The sequence below is a fragment of the Rugamonas fusca genome, assembly GCF_014042365.1.
Taxonomy (GTDB): domain Bacteria; phylum Pseudomonadota; class Gammaproteobacteria; order Burkholderiales; family Burkholderiaceae_D; genus Rugamonas; species Rugamonas fusca.
This window is the reverse complement of sequence record NZ_JACEZS010000032.1, coordinates 1-17,148: the sequence shown is the minus strand read 5'-3', so window position 1 is coordinate 17,148 and position 17,148 is coordinate 1. Positions and strand designations below refer to the sequence as shown.

The window sequence follows — 17,148 nt, the reverse complement described above, 5'->3', positions numbered from 1 at the left end:
TCCTTTCGTTGTTAGATGACTGCGCCGCCATTGGGGCTGATGATTTGTCCGACCAGGTAATGCTGGCCGGCCAGGTAAGTGACGAGCGAGGCGTATTCCTCCATCGTGCCGAGACGGCCAGCGGGCACCACCTGCCACAGCTGGTTGCGTTTTTCCTCGCCCACGGCGGCGAGGTACTGCTCGAACTGCGGGGTCTGCACGCCGCCGGGGGCGACGGCGTTGACGTAGATGTTGGCCCCCGCCACTTCGGCCGCCACGCTCCTGGTGAAGGCCACCACGGCGCCCTTGGTGGCGCTGTAGTGCGGGCTGTGCGCGCTCATGGCCGAAATGCCGGCGATGGAGGCGATGTTGATGATCTTGCCGTCGCGCTGCGGTTCCATCAGGCGCAGCGCGGCGCGGGTGCAGTAAAACATGCCGTGCACGTTCACGTCCCAGAAGCGCAGCCACTCCGCGTCGCTCATGGCGCTGGTGAAGCCGAGTGACTGGCGCGGCACGGGCGTGGTCATGTAGGTGTAGTGCTGGTTGCGGCGCACCGTATCCTGTTCACCTTCGGGCACGCGGGCCGCGTTGTTGACCAGGATGTGCAGCGTGCCAAAGCGCGCCACCAGTTGCGCGAACATGGCATCCACGGCGGCGCTGGATGAGACGTCGCAGTGCAGCGCCAGGCACTCACCGCCGCGCGCTTCGATGGCGGCGCGCGTCGTTTCCAGGTTGTCGGCGTCGATGTCGCAGATGGCCACGCTGGCCCCCGCGTCGGCCAGTGCCAGCGCGATGGTGCGCCCCAGGCCGCGGCCCGCGCCGGTCACCAGCGCAATACGGTTGTGCAGTTGTCCCATGGCCGCCTCACTTGCTGCGCGCGGCCAGTTCTTCCTGCAAAATGGGGGCGCCCAGGCTCATGGTGTGGATGCCCAGCACGGACGTCAGTTGCAGCACGGCCGTGATTTCCTCCTTGGTGGCGCCCAGTTCCAGCGCCTTGCGGATGTGGCGCCGCACGCCCGGCTCGTACATGTGGGTGCACGAGGCGTCGACGGCGATGGCGATGAATTCCACCGTCTTCGGATCGAGTACGCCGGCGATCATCGGGCGCAGGCCCATGGCCATGAATTTCTCGGTCCAGACGGGATCGAGTTCAGCGAACGGCGTCCAGTTGGGATTCCATTCGCCAGTGGCGCGCAGGTGGTCGCACAGCGGGGTGTGGTTGTCCATCGGGTGTCTCCATTTTTTGATGTAATGGAGCCATTCTAGAAAGCCGGGACGGCGCCAGTATTCACATAATGGGACATTAGTGTTACATTTTGGGACATCATGAAAACGTCCCGGTACGCCGTCCGCAGCGCCGCCCTGACCAGCTACGTGCCCCTGGCCCGCTCGCTGGGGCTCGATCCCTATAACCTGCTCAAGGAAGCGGGCATCAATCGCGCCGCCCTGCTCGACCCGGACCTGAAGATCCCGGCCGAGGCGCTGGCGCGCATGCTCGAAGCCAGCGCCGCCGAAGCGGGCGTGGAGGATTTCGGCCTGCGCCTGGCGGCCACGCGCGAGCTGTCCAACCTGGGCCCGCTGGCGCTGGCCATGCGCGAGGAACCGACATTGCGCCGCAAGCTGGAGGCGGCCGCCAAGTTCCAGCGCCTGCACAATGAAGCGCTGCGATTGCGGGTGGAGGAGGAGGATGGCCTGGTCTACGTCTCCGAAGCCATGCTGGGAACCTCAGGCACGGTGTATCGCCAGGCGGCCGAGCTGACCATCGGCGTGCTGCACGGGATGATGCGGCTGTTCTTCGGCGAAGGCTGGGCGCCGCGCGCCGTGTGCTTCTCGCACCAGCCGCCGCGCGACATGGCGCCGCACCGGCGCTTCTTCAACGCCCCGCTGCGCTTTCGCGCCGACTTCGACGGTTTCATCTGCCAGGCGCGCGACCTGGACCGCGCCACCCAGGCGGCCGATCCGCTGATGGCCAAGTACGTGAGCGCCTACCTCGATTCCATCATCGGCGACCCCGACAACGATACGCGCGACAAGGTATGGCAACTGGTGCTGGCCATGCTGCCCACGGGCCGCTGCAGCGCCGAAGCCGTGGCCGACAGCCTCGGCGTGGACCGGCGCACCATTCACCGCCACCTGGCCCAGCATGGCGAGACCTTCACGGTGCTGGTGGACGCCGTGCGCGACGAACTGGCCACGCGCTACCTGCTGCACGACCGGCGCCGCGCCAGCGAAGTGGCGCTGCTGCTGGGCTTCTCATCGCAAAGCGCGTTCTCGCGCTGGTTCAGCCAGCGCCACGGCTGCAGCATCACGGCCTGGCGCGCGCGCTAGCGGGCGCGTTGGCCATGCCCGCCTGTGGTATCGACGGCAAGCCGTATCGCCGGCGACCGGGCGCCCGCCCGCTGGGCGCCGCCGCCTCACTCGCCGGCCGGCACCCCCAGTGCCGCGAAATGCAGCACCCATTCACGTTGAGGATCAGCGTCGATCAGGGCCGCCGCCTCGTCGTCATAAAACGCCCCGACCGGGCAGGCGCCCAGGTGGCGGCCCACCGCCCCCAGCAGCCAGCGTTCGCCGATCAGGCCAGTTTCAAGTAAGCCATGCCGATAGCCGCGTGCTCCTTCGGCCAGCAATGCGCCCCGCTCGACGGACAGGACCAACACCACGGCGGCATCGCCGACCACCGACTGCGACAGGGCCGCCTGTTCCGCGGCGGCTGAGAACTGGCCGGCGCGCACGCGCCGTAATGCCTGGCGCCTGTCGTAGCGGTAGATCCCCGGCGCCAGCCCCTGGACCCGATTCACCACCAGGCTGATGCGCACCGCACCGGACAGCTGGTCCGGCTGCACCAGGTCGGCCAGCATGCCGGCCAGCGCCGCCAGTGGCACCGGCTCGCCGGTGAAGCGCCGCTTGCTGCGCCGTTCCACGATCACCTGCCGCACCGGCACCGCGCTGGCCTGGGGCGCCGGCAAGGTGACCACGTCAGCTCGATCCCTCCCCGCCTCGGCGTCCGCCAGGCGCAGCGACGTCGCCCGCTGCACCATGGCCGTCACGTCCGGCGCCGGCGCGGGACCGGCGGCAAGCTCCGCGTAGCGCGGCGGCCATGCCTGCGCTGGCGCGGCGCCGGCGCGGCGCAGTTCCATCACGGCCAGCACGATTTCATCGTCCCCGTCCACCCCCAGCGCATGGGCCAGCCGGCCTTCGTCGAAACGCGCCGCCAGCGTGGCCCGCATGCCGGCCGACTGGCTCGCAACGCGCAGGTTCTCCAGCAGATGGCCGCCATCGGCCGCCACATAGCGGTAGGCCCGATCGCCGTACTTGTAGGCGGTGCGCCGGATCACGGAAGTGAGCACGATGGCGGCGTCGGCATGGTCGGCGAACGGCGCGCCGCTGTCGGCGGGCAGTGGACCGAGCACGTCCAGCCGTTCCTGGTCCGCGTCGTAGTGGTAGACACCAGGCGCCAGTCCCTGCACGGCGCGCACCAGCAGGTACAGTTCACTGGAAAACAGGGCGCCGGCCGAAGGCGCGGCACGCAGCGCGCGCCCGCCCTCCCGGCGTCCGGTCACGCCCGCGGACAGGTAGAGCAAGTCGCCCAGTTCGGGCAAGCGCAGTGCGTCGGTTCGTGCCCCGGCGCCGCCCAGCGCCGCACTCAGGCCGCGCCACCCCACGTCACCGCGCGACAGCCGGATGTGCGCCGCCGCCGGATAGGCCTTGAACGCGGGCGGCGCCTGGCCCCAGTCGAGCGCGGGCGCGCGGTCAAGGACCTGGCGCCGCGATGCGGACGAATCGGCGTGATAGCGCAGCACAGCCTCGACGTTGGGGGAGGCCGCTGGCAGCGATGCAAGCGGGGCATGCCGCGCCACCTGCCAGCCTGCCCCCAGCCACCAGGCCGCCACCAGCGCGGCCGCCATGGCCGCCGCCATGCCCGCCCGGCGTCCCCGCCCCCGCCCCGCTGGCGGCGACGCGGCAGCGTGGGGTGGCCGGCGCAACGCCTGCAATGCGGCCGGCAGGTTGAAATACAGGTGGATCAGCGCCAGCGCCAGCGTGCCGTAGCCAAACAGGTAGTGCCAGTCAAAAACGGGCAACTGCTGCCGGGCCACCCAGAACAGGCCCAGCCCGGCCGTCGCGGCCAGGTACAGCATCAACAGCAGGCTCAGTTGCAGGTTCAGCGCCTGGCGCGACGGCCGGCCCCTGCGCAGCAGCATCCGCGCGGCCAGGCCGGCCGCATACAAGATGGTCGGCAACAACACCCAGGCGAGCTTCGGCATGGCCACTCCCTACGCGGACTAAGCTGCGCCGCATTCTGCATCAGGCGCGCCGGCGGCGTCCAGCCGGCCAGCACGCCAGGCGCCCTGGCATTTCAATTGTCAACCGTGACAACATGGGCCTGAATCCGCCCCTCCACGGCACCATCCCCGAACCGTTCGACCAGCGCCGCTTGCGCCAGGCTGGTGGCCTCGGCCACGGTGGGCGTGCGGCGTGCCTCGATTTCGCCAAGCCACGGCGTGCCCTGGCAATACGCGGTGGCCACCGTGCCCGCCGAGGGCGCGCGGCTGCGCGCCGTCACCGTCTCGAACGCGGGCGGCTGGGCAAAGCCCGCGGCCAGCAGTTGCTGCGCGATCAGGGCCGTGTCGCAATAGCCATGCGGGGTGCGCGCCATGAACGCTGGCGGATCGGCCGGATAGGCCTTGATCAGGGCCTGGTTGATGACATCGGCGAACTCGTTCTCCTCGATACGGTCCCACACGCTGAACAGAAAAGCGCCGCCCGGCCGCAGCACGCGCCGCGCCTCCGCATACGCCTGGCGCTTGTCGGGGAAGAACATGGCGCCGAACTGGCACACGACCAGGTCAAAGGCATCGTCCGGGAACGGCAGCTGCTGCGCGTCCGCCTGCCGCCACGTCACGGGCCGGCCGGTGCCCTGGGCGATGGCGTGCTCCAGCATGGCCTGATTGAGGTCGGTGGCCGTGATGGCCGTGGTGGCCGGCAGCGCCGCCGCCAGCTGGCGCGTCACCGCGCCGGTGCCGCAGGCGATTTCGAGCACCGCGCGTGGCTGGCGCGCCACGACCCGGCGGCACATATCCTCGGCATAAGGCGCGAAAATCATCGGCACCATGTAGCGCTCATAGAGCTGGGGAATGGAACCGGCGAAGGTCCGGTCGGCTTCGGTTGGCGCCATGGCGGGCGCCGTAGGGGATACATGGGGATGGTCCATCGCTCTCTCCTTGCTTTGCATGCCGCGCCTGCCCTGCACGGCCCCGGTTTTGCTGACACTTACAGCCTCGGCGTGAAATGGCATTCCATATTACGAAAATGTGGTGCGTAAAAAACGGGCATCGCCATTCCATTTTTTGAAAATACATACCACATGCTGAAAAATTACAACTAAACCGTTGAAATAAAACGACATTATTTAGGTTATATGTCTTATATAAGACTTGTGCCTTCGGCCGAAAACGTTCTATTATTCTTCCATGCAGTTTCGCTTCGATAGCAGCACCATGTCGCGAACACGAGCGGCAAGCGCGACGCGACAGGAATACGGTTTTCTCATTTTTGCTTCAATCACTAGGAGATTCACATGTCCAAGTACCAAGACGACATCCAGGCCATCGCCACCCTGAAAGACCAGCAGGGCGCCGCATGGAACGCGATCAATCCTGAGTCCGCCGCTCGTATGCGCGCCCAGAACCGCTTCAAGACCGGCCTCGACATCGCCAAGTACACCGCCAAGATCATGCGCGCCGACATGGCCCGCTATGACGCCGACCCATCGCAGTACACCCAGTCGCTGGGCTGCTGGCACGGTTTCATCGGTCAACAGAAGATGATTTCGATCAAGAAGCACTTCAACAGCACCGACCGCCGCTACCTGTACCTGTCGGGCTGGATGGTTGCCGCCCTGCGTTCCGAGTTCGGCCCGCTGCCTGACCAGTCGATGCACGAAAAAACCGCCGTTTCGGACCTGATCCGTGAACTGTACACCTTCCTGCGCCAGGCCGACGCGCGCGAACTGGGCGGCCTGTTCCGCCAGCTGGACGCCGCCACCAACGCCGCCGACAAGGCCGCCATCCAGTCGCAGATCGACAACCACGTGACCCACGTCGTGCCTATCATCGCCGACATCGACGCCGGTTTCGGTAACGCCGAAGCGACCTACCTGCTGGCCAAGCAATTCATCGAAGCCGGTGCCTGCTGCATCCAGATCGAGAACCAGGTGTCGGACGAGAAGCAGTGCGGCCACCAGGATGGTAAAGTCACCGTGCCACACGAAGACTTCCTGGCCAAGATCCGCGCCGTGCGTTACGCCTTCCTGGAGCTGGGCGTGGACGACGGCATCATCGTCGCCCGTACCGACTCGCTGGGCGCCGGCCTGACCAAGCAGATCGCCGTGACCCACAAGCCAGGCGACCTGGGCGACAAGTACAACTCCTTCCTGGACTGCGAAGAAGTGTCGGCCGACGCCCTGGGCAATGGCGACGTGGTGATCAAGCGCGAAGGCAAGCTGCTGCGTCCTAAGCGTCTGCCAAGCAACCTGTTCCAGTTCCGCGCCGGTACCGGCGAAGAGCGTTGCGTGCTCGACTGCATCACCTCGCTGCAGAACGGCGCCGACCTGCTGTGGATCGAAACGGAAAAACCCCATATCGCCCAGATCGGCGGCATGGTCAGCGAAATCCGCAAGGTCATCCCGAACGCCAAGCTGGTGTACAACAACAGCCCATCGTTCAACTGGACCCTGAACTTCCGTCAGCAAGTGTACGATGCGATGAAGGCCGCTGGCAAAGACGTGTCCGCTTACGACCGCGCCAAGCTGATGAGCGTCGAATACGACGAGTCGGAACTGGCCCGCACCGCCGACGAGAAGATCCGCACCTTCCAGGCTGACGCTTCCCGCGAAGCCGGCATCTTCCACCACCTGATCACGCTGCCGACCTACCACACGGCCGCCCTGTCGACCGACAACCTGGCCAAGGAATACTTCGGCGACCAAGGCATGCTGGGCTACGTGGCTGGCGTGCAGCGCAAGGAAATCCGCCAGGGTATCGCCTGCGTCAAGCACCAGAACATGTCCGGTTCGGACATCGGCGACGACCACAAGGAATACTTCAGCGGCGAAGCAGCCCTGAAGGCCGCTGGTAAAGACAACACGATGAACCAGTTCTAAGCGGTTTCCCGTGTGAAGAAAAGCTCGCTTCGGCGAGCTTTTTTTTTCGCCCTGGAAAAACCGTGTTACGTCCCCGATTTTGCAGGGCGGAAAAATCGGGGACGTAACACGGTTTTCCTCAAGGGTAACGATTGCCCTGCCCTGGCCGGCGCAGCCAGCGCCGCAGCGGCCAGGCCAGCACGTCCAGCGTGTCGGCCGGCACCTCGCCGCCAGCGATGCCGGTGGGCGGATATTCGTCTGCGGCAGGCTGGCGGTAAGTGCCGAACAGCACGTCGAACACGGGGAACAGGCCGGCGAAATTGCAATCGTAGTGTTGCGGCAGCATCGAATGGTGCAGCCGGTGGAACTGCGGCGTGTTGATCAGGAAGCAAGCACGCCCCAGCCCCCAGCGCAGATTCATGTGCGGCACCACGTTGTACAAGCCCAGCAAGGCATACAGGCCGACGATGGCCGGGTCAGGCTTGAACAGCAAGCCCATGCCCAGGTAGATGGTCACCATCTTGATGCCCGGCTCCAGCCAGAAGTGGCGATCCGTCGTGGTGGCGTTCATGGCCGTGTCGCTGTGATGCAGCGAGTGCATGGCCCACAGCGCGGGAATGCGGTGTTGCGCCCGGTGGAAAGCGTATTCGCCCAAGTCGAGCACCAGCGTGTAGACGAGGAACGACGGCAGCAGATGCCAGCCATCGGCCGGCAAGGCCAGCCAGCCGCCGCCGGCGCCATTGACAGCCAGCACCGTCAGCGCGGCCGTACCTTGCTGCAACAGGGCGAAACCGAGCACATACGCCAACATGCAGCCCAGGTTGACAGCCCGGCCCCGCCAGCGCTGCGCCTCCACGGGCCGCCAGCGCTCGGCCAGGCCGGCCAGCACGATCAAGCCCAGCAGCGGCAGCGACTTCCACGCCACGTCGGCGGCAAATTGCGTCAGCGTCATCCATCCCCCCATCGGGCGCCAGGCCCAGGCTACGGCCCGATTATACGGCCACGCCCCGGCAGCGCAACGGCGCTTGGCCTCCATCGGCCAAGTCAGCGCGTTTGATTTAGATCAACGAAACATTTGATACACCTCAGTACACTGGTTTTCGTACCACGAGTTAAACCGATCACGGCGGCCCGGCGCCATCGTGCGCCCGCAACGTAGCCCTGCCCCTCCCACGATGCTGCCAGCCTATATCTCGCACCCCGACTGCCTGAAACACGACATGGGTGACCAGCACCCGGAAGCCCCGGCCCGGCTGGGCGCCATCCAGGACATGCTGCTGATCAAGGGGCTGCTCGACTGCATGCAGACCTTTGACGCGCCGCGCGCCACCGAGCAGCAACTGGCCCAGGCCCATTCCACGCTCTACATCCGCACGCTGGCCAGCATGGTGCCGCAGGAAGGTTCGGTGCAGGTCGACCCGGACACCAGCATGAATCCCTACAGCTACCAGGCCGCGCTGCGGGCGGCCGGCGCGGCCGTGCTGGCCGTCGACCTGGTGCTGGAAGGCAAGGCGCCTAGCGCGTTCTGCAACATCCGCCCGCCCGGCCACCACGCCGAGTACGCGGCCGCCGGCGGCTTCTGCTTCTTCAACAATGCGGCCGTGGCGATCCGCCACGCGCTCAACGTGCACGGCCTGCAACGGGTGGCCCTGATCGACTTCGACGTCCACCATGGCAACGGCAGCGAGGACATCCTGCACCACGACGAGCGGGTGCTGATGTGCTCGATCTTCGAGGACAAGCTCTATCCGTACAGCGGCAACACGCCGCGCGGCCCCAACATGGTCAACGTGCCGCTGCCGGCCCGCTCCGGCGGCGAACTGCTGCGCACCAGCGTGGCTGAATTCTGGCTGCCGGCGCTGGAACGCTTCCAGCCCCAGCTGATCGTCGTGTCGGCCGGCTTCGACGGTCACCGCGACGACGACATGGGCAACCTGGGCCTGGTCGAAGCGGACTACGCCTGGATGACGCGCCAGATCATGGGCGTGGCCCACCGTCACGCCCAGGGCCGCGTCGTATCCTGCCTCGAAGGCGGCTATGATTTGTCGTCGCTGGCGCGCAGCGCGGCGGCCCACGTGAAAGTGCTGCTCGGCCTGGACGACTGACCCCGTGTACCATTCCCATCCAACGCATCCCGAACAAGAACAACATGGATACCCACTATTTAAGCCCTTTATTTTCCCCGCAAGCCATTGTCGTATTCGCCGGCAAGGTCGACCAGCCTGAGACCCAGACCAGCTACGGCCGCAGCATCTGCGCCCAGATCCGTGAATGCGGCTTCACCGGCCCCGTCACCTTCCTCGACGTGAACATGAGCGGCACGCTGGCCGACCTGGCCCACTCGCGCGCCGACCTGGCCCTGATCGCCCTGCCCCACGAGGAACTGGCGTTCGCGCTGGAAGTGGCGGGCCGCATCCAGTGCAAGGCGGCGCTGGTGATCTCGTCGGGCGTGGAACCGCCACTGGCCAAGGAGCTGCACGCCATCGCCCGCAAGCACGACCTGCACCTGCTGGGGCCGAACTGCCTCGGTTACCAGCGCCCGCGCCTGCACCTGAACGCGGGCGTGGCCGGCAAGCTGGCGCAACCGGGCAGCCTGGCGCTGGTGTCGCAATCGGGCGCGCTCACCTCGGCCATCCTGGACTGGGCCGACAAGAACGCCGTGGGCTTTTCCACCGTCGTCTCGCTGGGTCCCAACACCTCGGTCGACCTGGCGCAGACGCTGGATTTCCTGGCCACCGACCAGGCCACGGAAAGCATCGTCATCTACATGGAGGGCGTGACCAATGCACGCCGCTTCCTGTCGGCCCTGCGCGGCACGGCCAACACCAAGCCGGTGGTGGTGCTCAAGGCCGGCAACGCGGCCGGCGCCTCGCAGGCGGCGCTGACCCACTCGGGCAATATCCTGGCCAGCGACGACGTGTTCGACGCGGCCTTGCGCCGCACGGGCGCGGTGCGCGTCAAATCGTTCGTGCAGCTGTTCGCGGCCGCCAAGTGCCTGGCCTCGCGCTACCGGCCGGTGGGGCCGCGGCTGGCTATCGTCACCAACGGCGGCGGACCCGGCGTGCTGGCGGCCGACTGGGTGGCGGAACTGGGCCTGCAACTGACGCCGCTGTCGCCGCCGCACGCGCAGGCGTTGATGCCATTGCTGCCGCCGCACGCCACGCTGAGCCAACTGCTGGACCTGTCCGAGGAAGCGGGGCCGGAACACTACCGGGCCGCCATCATGGCCTGCGGCCAGGACAGCCAGGTGGACGGCATCCTGGCCATCTATTCGCCCAAGCTGGCGGGCGACCACAACGCCGTGGCGCAAGCCGTGGGCGAGCTGAAGGCCGCCGTCGGCAAGCCGCTGCTGACCTGCTGGATGGGCGACGAAATGGTGGGCCAGGCGCGCGAGATCATCAACCAGGCCGGCGTGGCCACCTTCCGCACGCCGGAGGCGGCCGTGGACGGCTTCTCCAACATCGCCTCGTTCTACCAGAACCAGCAACTGCTGCACCAGACCCCGCCGCCGCTGTCGCAACTGGCCGAGCCGGACCTGGACGGTGCCCGCCTGCTGATCGAAAGCGTGCTGGCCGAACGGCGCAAGGTGCTGACGGAGATGGAATCGAAGGCGCTGCTGGCCGCCTTCCACATCCCCATCACCCAGACCATTTTGGCGCGCAACGCCAACGAGGCCATGCTGATCGCCAGCCAGCAGGGCTATCCGGTGGCGCTCAAGATCGACTCGCCCGACATCAGCCACAAGTCCGACGTGCAGGGCGTGGCCCTGAACGTGGTCAACGCGGCGGCCGTGCGCGACACCTTCGGCGACATGATGGCCACCGTGCAGCGCCTGGCGCCGGAAGCGCGCATCAACGGCGTGACGGTCCAGAGAATGGCCGGCAAGCGCAATGGCCGCGAGATGTACATTGGCGTCGTCACCGACCCGCTGTTCGGTCCCGCCATCAGCTTTGGCGCCGGCGGCACCATGATAGAGCTGATCAACGACCGCGCCATCGAACTGCCGCCGCTGAACCAGTTCCTGGCCCAGCGCCTGATCGGACGGGTGCGTTCGGCCCACACCCTCGACGAGCGGCGCGGCGCGCCGGCCGCCGACCGTGTGGCGATCGAACACGTGCTGCTGCGGGTGTCGGAAATGGTGTGCGAGCTGCCGCAACTGCGCCAGATGGACATCAACCCGCTGATCGTGGACGAACATGGCGCACTGGCCGTGGACGCGCGCATCGTGATCGACACCGCCCCACCCTCCGTGCACCGCTACGACCACCTGGCCATCCTGCCCTACCCGGTCAACTACACCCAGGAGTGGCCGATGCGCGGCGGCGGCCAGTACACGCTGCGCCCGGTGCAGCCGGACGACGCGTCGATGCTGCAGGAATTCACCCGCGGCCTGTCGGAAAAGTCGCGCTACTACCGCTTCGCGTCGTCGCTGCGGGAACTGTCGGTGCCCATGCTGGCGCGCTACACGCTGATCGACTACGACCGCGAAATGGCGCTGGTGGCCGTGCAGTCGGTGCGCACGCCGGGCGAGGACGGCGAATTCATCGTCCACGACCGCATCATCGGCGTGTCGCGCTACATCGCCAACCCGGACCGCAGCAGTTGCGAATTCTCGCTGGTGGTGGACGACCGCTTCAGCGGCCAGGGCCTGGGCACGCGGCTGATGCACGCCATCATGGACGTGGCGCGCGACAAGGGACTGACAGAAATCAACGGCCTGGTGCTGAGCAAGAACAGCGGCATGCTCAAGCTGATGGCCAGCCTGGGCTTCCAGATCGCGCCCTACGAGGACGATCCCGACTTCCGTTTGTGCAGCAAAGGCTTGTAACAAACCAGCCGCCGGTCAATGATGGCGCTTGCGCCGGCGCGCATGCTGGGCGATGATGGCGCATGCACACCGCCCCCCGACTCCTGCTCTCCCGCCTGGCCTGCGCCGTCGCGCTGACGCTGGGCGGCGCCGCCTGCGGCAGCGCGCCGCTGGCCGCTTCCGCCACCACCGCGGCGTCTGCGCCGGCCGCGCCGGCCGACAGCGCCGCGCTGATGCGCCAGATCCAGGCCGAACTGGCCGACAATACCTGCGACAGCGAACGCCAGTGCCACACCATCGCCATCGGCAGCAAGGCCTGCGGCGGCCCGGAAGCCTACCGCGCCTGGTCCGACCGCCACAGTGACGGCAGCCGCCTCAAGCAACTGGTGGCCCGGCATGCGGCCGCGCGCCGGGCCGAGGACATGCGCGCGCGCATGATGTCCACCTGCTCCTACGTGAGCGACCCCGGCGCCACCTGCCAGGCCGGCCACTGCGTGCTGCGCCCCCTCACCGTGGACGGCCCGCCGCTACAGCAATAAAAAATCGGGGACGGACCCCGATTTAGCCATCAAGCAATTTTCCGTTCAAACAAATCGGGGACGGCCCCCGGTTTTCCCGCAGAGGAAAACCAGGGTCCGTCCCCGATTTTTCTGGCCCGCCGGATGACAGGCCTGCAGCGCGCGTCGCTTATTTCGCGTTCACGTACTTGTCACGCGCGTTGTCGAACTGCGGCAGCGGGTCGTTGGTGTTCACTTCCACCACCGTCGTGCCCTGGTAGCTGCCGTTCAGCAGGTACTGGACGGCGCCCAGGTGACGCTTGCCCGGCGCCAGGCCCGACCAGGCCATGCCCACGGAGGCAGTGCCGCCCACCGTGGCCGCGCTCGGCATCAGGGCCTTGAAGTTGCCACCCACGCTAGCTGGCGTGATCACCCACGAGTTCAGGCTGTAGCTGGCCTGGCCGCCCACGGGCGCGTAGCCAACCACGCACACGTTGTAGGTGCCGGCCGCCGGCTTGATCAGCTGCACCTGCTCGTTGGCGCTGCTGCCGCCGCTGCTGCCCACCACGGTGCTGCCCTTGACCACCACCAGGTCCAGGTCAGACTCGCCATTGCCGCTGGTGTCGGCGTCAAACAGCGAGAAGCGCGCCACCAGGGCGCCGCTCGGGATCGTCACCGTGTGCACGTTCACGCCAGGGGCGCCGCCGGCGGCGCACTGGGCTGCCGTGTTGGCCGATACGTCGGCCTGGCCCACCACGCGGCCATCGACGGTGGCCGGAATCAGGCCGCCCTTGACGCTGCCCAGGGTACCGGCGAAGCCGGTGCCCACGGTCAGGACCTTGCTGCCGGTGGCCGCCTCGCTGCTCACGCGGCTGGGCGCGGCCAGCGCGCTGCCGCGCGCCGTCAGCGGGCTGCGCACGGTGTGCGTGCCGTCCGACCATACCAGCGAACCGTAGGTCCAGGTGTCGATCGGGGCGCTGGTGCGGGTCAGCTTGACGGTGAAGCTGCCCTTGGCGCCGGCGCCCAGCGTCAGCGCGGCAGGCTGCACGTCCACCGTGTAGCCTGGCAGGCTGGCCGTGGCCGTGTAGGTGGCGGCGCTGTTGCCCACGTTGGTGACGGTGCGGGTCATGGTCAGCGAACCGAGCACATTGGCCGCCGTCAGCGAGGCCAGGTTCAGGTTGTACGGCTGGATCGTGCCCACGGCCTGGCAAGTGGCGGCCGAGTACACGCCGGCGTTCAGGCCGCACAGGAAGCGCGCATAGTCGATCTCGGTGGCGTCATACACGAGGCCGGGGTCGGCCGCCGTCGACGGCGCGATATGGCCGGCGCCCTGGCCCCATGGCAGCGTGCCCGTGGTCTTGGCCGTGGCGTCCCATGCCATCGAGCCGTTCAGGCCGTCGGGCTTGGTGTCGAAGGCGGTCGTCATCAGGGCCGACTTGATGGCGGCCGGGGTCCAGTCCGGATGGCGCTGTTTCAGCAGGGCCGCGATGCCGGCCACGTGCGGGGTGGCCATCGAGGTGCCCGTGTAGAACGCCCAGTCCGTCACGGGCGCCACGCCGCCGCCGGCCACGGCGTCGCGCTGGGCCTGGGTCAGGTCCGCCGTGACGGCGGCCAGGATGTCGGTGCCAGGCGCCGTCAGGTCGGGTTTCAGGATGTTGGCGTTGGCCACGTTCGGGCCGCGCGAGGACGAGCCGTTCATCACCGGGGCCGGCACGTTCGGATCAAAGAACGCGCGCAGGTCGCCCAGCGCGGCCGTGGCGGCAGCGCCGCTGGCGGCCACGTAGTTCTTCACGATGGCGCCATTTTCCTGGGTGATGTGGATGGTCGACAGCGTGTGCGGCTGGTTCAGCACGGTGGTCGCGCCGCCGGGCACGTTGGCGATGATCACGCCCACGGCGCCGGCCGTCTTGGCGTTGGCGCTCTTGTTGACCAGCACGTTGGCGCCGCGGTCGCAGACCAGCACCTTGCCCGTCACCTTGGCCGGGTCCAGCAACGGCGCCACGCCGTCGGTGGCGCCAAAGCAGCGCAGCAGGTTGGTGTCGGCCGGGTCGATGCCGGCCAGGCCGGCATCCTTGGCCAGGATCAGCGGCGCGCTCGGGGTCATGGCATTGCTCGAGGCGCCGTCCACCTTGACGCCGCTGCCCAGCGTGGCCGAGGCGATGTAGGTGCGGTTATGGGTGGAGTTGCCCACCGTGGTCAGCCACGGGCTGATGTGGGACACGGGCGCCGGCGGGCTGGAGGTGGGGCCCGAGTTGCCGGCCGCGGCCGACACGAACACGCCGGCCGCCGCCGCGCCCAGGAACGCCACTTCGGTCGCCTCGTTGAAGGCGCCGCCGCCCGCGTTGGGGCCGATCGAGAAGTTGATCACGTTCACGCCATCCTTGACGGCCTGGTCGATCGCGGCCACGCTGTTGGAGGTAGCGCAACCGTTCTTGCCCGTCGCGCCATCGGTCCAGCAGACTTTATAGGCGGCGATGCGGGCGCGCGGGGCCATGCCCGACACCTTGCCCATTGGCACACCGCCGACACTGGCGCTGACGTTGGCATTGCCGCCGGCCGTGCTGGAGGTGTGGCTGCCGTGGCCGCCGTGGCCTTCCGTGCCGGCCACGGAATCGCGGGCCGACAGGAATTCCGTCCAGTGCAAGGTCTGGTCGGGCGACTTGAAGTAGCGCGCGCCGATCAGCTTGTTGTTGCAGTTCTGCACGCCGAAGCCTTCGCCCGTCTGGCAAATGCCTTTCCAGCTGGCCGGCGGCGCGTCATACACGCGGGTCGCGCCCGTGTGGCTGGGGTTGCCGTTCTCGTCCACGCGGTCCGCGTAGCTGGGGTTCTCGGGCCAGATGCCGCCGTCGACGATGCCCAGGATCATGTTCTCGCCGGCCGCACCCTTGCCGCCCAGCTGGTCCCACAGGCCGCCGGCCTTGTCCAGGCCCAGGAAGGTGGGGGTGTAGCTGGTGTCGAGCTGCAAGATGGAGTCGGCCGTGATGTTGGCCACGCCCGTGTTCTTCTTCAGGGCGCGCACTTCGTCGTCGGTCAGCATGGCGGCGAAGCCGTTGAACACGACGTTGTACTTGTGGGTGATCTCGGCGGCGCTGACGGTGTTCAGCACGCTTTCCTGCTTGGTGTCCAGGTAGTTGAGGTAATTCTGTACGTCGGCCGCGTCCACGTTCAGGCGCTGGCCGGGGGCCGGCATGGTGGCGGGCAAGCCCGTGATCTGGCCGGTGTAGGTGGCGGCCGGCTTGTCGACCAGCTGCACGATATAGGAATGGCGGACTTCATCGGCCATGGCGGCGCCGGCCATGGCCGACAGCAGCACCAGGACGGCGGACGAGATAGGATGCAATTTCATGGCGTCTCCTCAGGCTTGGGCTGGCAGGGTGGTGGCGGCGCCGGTCTGGCGGGCGCGGCGGCGGGCGGCGAAGGCGACACCGCCCAGGCCCAGCATCAGCATGGCGTAGGCCGACGGTTCCGGCACGGCGCTCACGTTCACGTTGTCGATGGCGAACTGGGCCTGGTTGCCGGCCGGGTTGACGCAGCCGCCGTGACCGTCGAACAGGCAGGCGCTGACCGTCAGCTCGCTCAGGTTGGCATGGCCGAAGGCCGTGCTCAAAGGCACGACGCCAAACACATAGCTGCCGGCCGCGTTTTGCAGCGGGAAGTCGAAGACGCTGTTCACCGTACCACCACCGGCCAGCTTGCCGGTCAACACCAGTTGGCCGTAGTTGACGTTGGGCAGGCCACCCACGGGTGCCGCGAACGCATAGTCCAGGCCATGCACGGAGAAGGCTGACGCATCCGTGCGATGGATGCTCAGGCCGCCATCGTTCATGCCCAGGTAGAACATGCTGCTATTGCCGACCGGGCAAGCGGCCACCGTGCAGGAGGTGGGATCGGCCGGGTTGACGATGGCGCCGGCGAAACCGCCGCCGCTGCCGGCCACGGTGTCGAGCACCTGCATCGTGTAACCGGCTTCCGTGAACGTGTCGCCACCGGCGAACACGTCGGGACCATGGGAGTCAAACGTGATGGTGTCGGCCATGGCGGGCGCGGCGCCCAGCAGGGTCACGGCGCTGACGAGCAGGCCAGCCAGATGTTTCAGTGTGGGGGTAGATTTCATTTCTCTTGCCTTCTTGGTTAAGGAGCGGACATGGTCTGCATCGGACCTGCAAGGTCGTGGCGCCCTGCTTACGCGGCAATGGGTCGCAAAGCCAGCATCAAGAAATATAGCAAGAGGAACAACTTAAAGTGCAATTATCTTAACGTTGAATATTTGAATTTATTTTAAATAACAAAAGAAAAAATGGCATCACCGATGAAACCAGCTTCATTCTTGGGTGTACGCGCACGCGCGCGGCATGTTTATTTGTTGTTATTCCGCAAATTTGAGTAAAAGCAAACAATGATCGCGGAACGCACGGGCGCGCACAGTCCATCCACAACGTCGGGCAACAGCCTGGCTATGGCATCGAAACCACGGCCTATTGTCGCTATCACACTGAAAGTTGAGGGGCCGCTTCATGCCTGGAGCAATGGCCGGGACGGTGGCCAGTGGCGGGGTGTTGTCGGGCGACCAATTAAAATATTGCCATTTTTTTCCCTGCGGAAAATCGGCATAGGGGCGGCCAGCATAGCTGACCGGTCCCCTGCCACACCACCCGGCATGCGGGTCCGCACCGGGCGGTTCGAGTAGTTGAGGTTAAGACAGGCGTGGTACGCCCAACCGGTCGAAG

The 17,148-nt window shown here is 67.0% G+C and carries 12 protein-coding genes; 5 read left to right on the top strand and 7 right to left on the bottom strand.

Features of this window, described 5'->3' with window-relative positions:
- Nucleotides 1-11: 11 nt before the first annotated feature.
- Together H3H36_RS24240 and H3H36_RS24235 are read right to left on the bottom strand one after the other, a co-directional pair.
- Nucleotides 12-836, bottom strand: coding sequence for an SDR family NAD(P)-dependent oxidoreductase (locus H3H36_RS24240; protein ID WP_182220627.1), 825 nt, complete (start codon nucleotides 834-836; stop codon nucleotides 12-14).
- A 7-nt stretch (nucleotides 837-843) separates the two neighbouring features.
- Nucleotides 844-1,206 carry a carboxymuconolactone decarboxylase family protein gene (locus H3H36_RS24235; RefSeq protein ID WP_182220626.1) on the bottom strand — a complete coding sequence of 121 codons (363 nt, stop codon included), beginning with the start codon at nucleotides 1,204-1,206 and terminating at the stop codon, nucleotides 844-846.
- A gap of 99 nt (nucleotides 1,207-1,305) precedes the next feature.
- On the opposite strand from H3H36_RS24235, the gene H3H36_RS24230 reads away from it, so the two are divergent.
- Nucleotides 1,306-2,307, top strand: a complete 1,002-nt coding sequence (locus H3H36_RS24230; protein WP_182220625.1) for an AraC family transcriptional regulator — start codon at nucleotides 1,306-1,308, stop codon at nucleotides 2,305-2,307.
- 86 nt (nucleotides 2,308-2,393) lie between these two features.
- Here the strand turns inward: H3H36_RS24230 and H3H36_RS24225 are convergent, their stop codons facing one another.
- Both H3H36_RS24225 and H3H36_RS24220 read right to left on the bottom strand, forming a co-directional pair.
- Entirely contained in the window at nucleotides 2,394-4,241 is a 1,848-nt protein-coding gene (locus H3H36_RS24225; RefSeq protein WP_182220624.1) for a SagB/ThcOx family dehydrogenase, read from the bottom strand.
- A gap of 92 nt (nucleotides 4,242-4,333) precedes the next feature.
- Entirely contained in the window at nucleotides 4,334-5,188 is an 855-nt protein-coding gene (locus H3H36_RS24220) for a class I SAM-dependent methyltransferase (protein ID WP_375539617.1), read from the bottom strand.
- Nucleotides 5,189-5,554: 366 nt separating this feature from the next.
- Here H3H36_RS24220 and H3H36_RS24215 point away from each other — a divergent pair, with 366 nt between their 5' ends.
- Nucleotides 5,555-7,138, top strand: a complete 1,584-nt coding sequence (locus tag H3H36_RS24215) for an isocitrate lyase (RefSeq protein WP_182220623.1) — start codon at nucleotides 5,555-5,557, stop codon at nucleotides 7,136-7,138.
- Between the two features lie 118 nt (nucleotides 7,139-7,256).
- Here the strand turns inward: H3H36_RS24215 and H3H36_RS24210 are convergent, their stop codons facing one another.
- The gene (locus tag H3H36_RS24210; RefSeq protein WP_182220622.1) at nucleotides 7,257-8,069 is read right to left on the bottom strand and encodes a sterol desaturase family protein; all 813 of its coding nucleotides are present in this window, start codon (nucleotides 8,067-8,069) and stop codon (nucleotides 7,257-7,259) included.
- 223 nt (nucleotides 8,070-8,292) lie between these two features.
- Between H3H36_RS24210 and H3H36_RS24205 the strand changes: the two genes are divergently transcribed.
- From H3H36_RS24205 to H3H36_RS24195, 3 genes are all read left to right on the top strand, one after another.
- Nucleotides 8,293-9,222, top strand: coding sequence for a histone deacetylase family protein (locus H3H36_RS24205; RefSeq protein WP_182220621.1), 930 nt, complete (start codon nucleotides 8,293-8,295; stop codon nucleotides 9,220-9,222).
- Nucleotides 9,223-9,266: 44 nt separating this feature from the next.
- The gene (locus H3H36_RS24200) at nucleotides 9,267-11,945 is read left to right on the top strand and encodes a bifunctional acetate--CoA ligase family protein/GNAT family N-acetyltransferase (RefSeq protein WP_182220620.1); all 2,679 of its coding nucleotides are present in this window, start codon (nucleotides 9,267-9,269) and stop codon (nucleotides 11,943-11,945) included.
- Nucleotides 11,946-12,007: 62 nt separating this feature from the next.
- A complete protein-coding gene (locus H3H36_RS24195) occupies nucleotides 12,008-12,463 on the top strand; it encodes a hypothetical protein (RefSeq protein WP_182220619.1) in 456 nt (151 codons plus the stop codon).
- A 148-nt stretch (nucleotides 12,464-12,611) separates the two neighbouring features.
- Here H3H36_RS24195 and H3H36_RS24190 read toward each other — a convergent pair whose 3' ends face one another.
- A complete protein-coding gene (locus tag H3H36_RS24190) occupies nucleotides 12,612-15,767 on the bottom strand; it encodes a S8 family peptidase (protein ID WP_182220618.1) in 3,156 nt (1,051 codons plus the stop codon).
- Between the two features lie 9 nt (nucleotides 15,768-15,776).
- A complete protein-coding gene (locus H3H36_RS24185; RefSeq protein ID WP_229220081.1) occupies nucleotides 15,777-16,535 on the bottom strand; it encodes an NF038120 family PEP-CTERM protein in 759 nt (252 codons plus the stop codon).
- Nucleotides 16,536-17,148 lie beyond the last annotated feature (613 nt).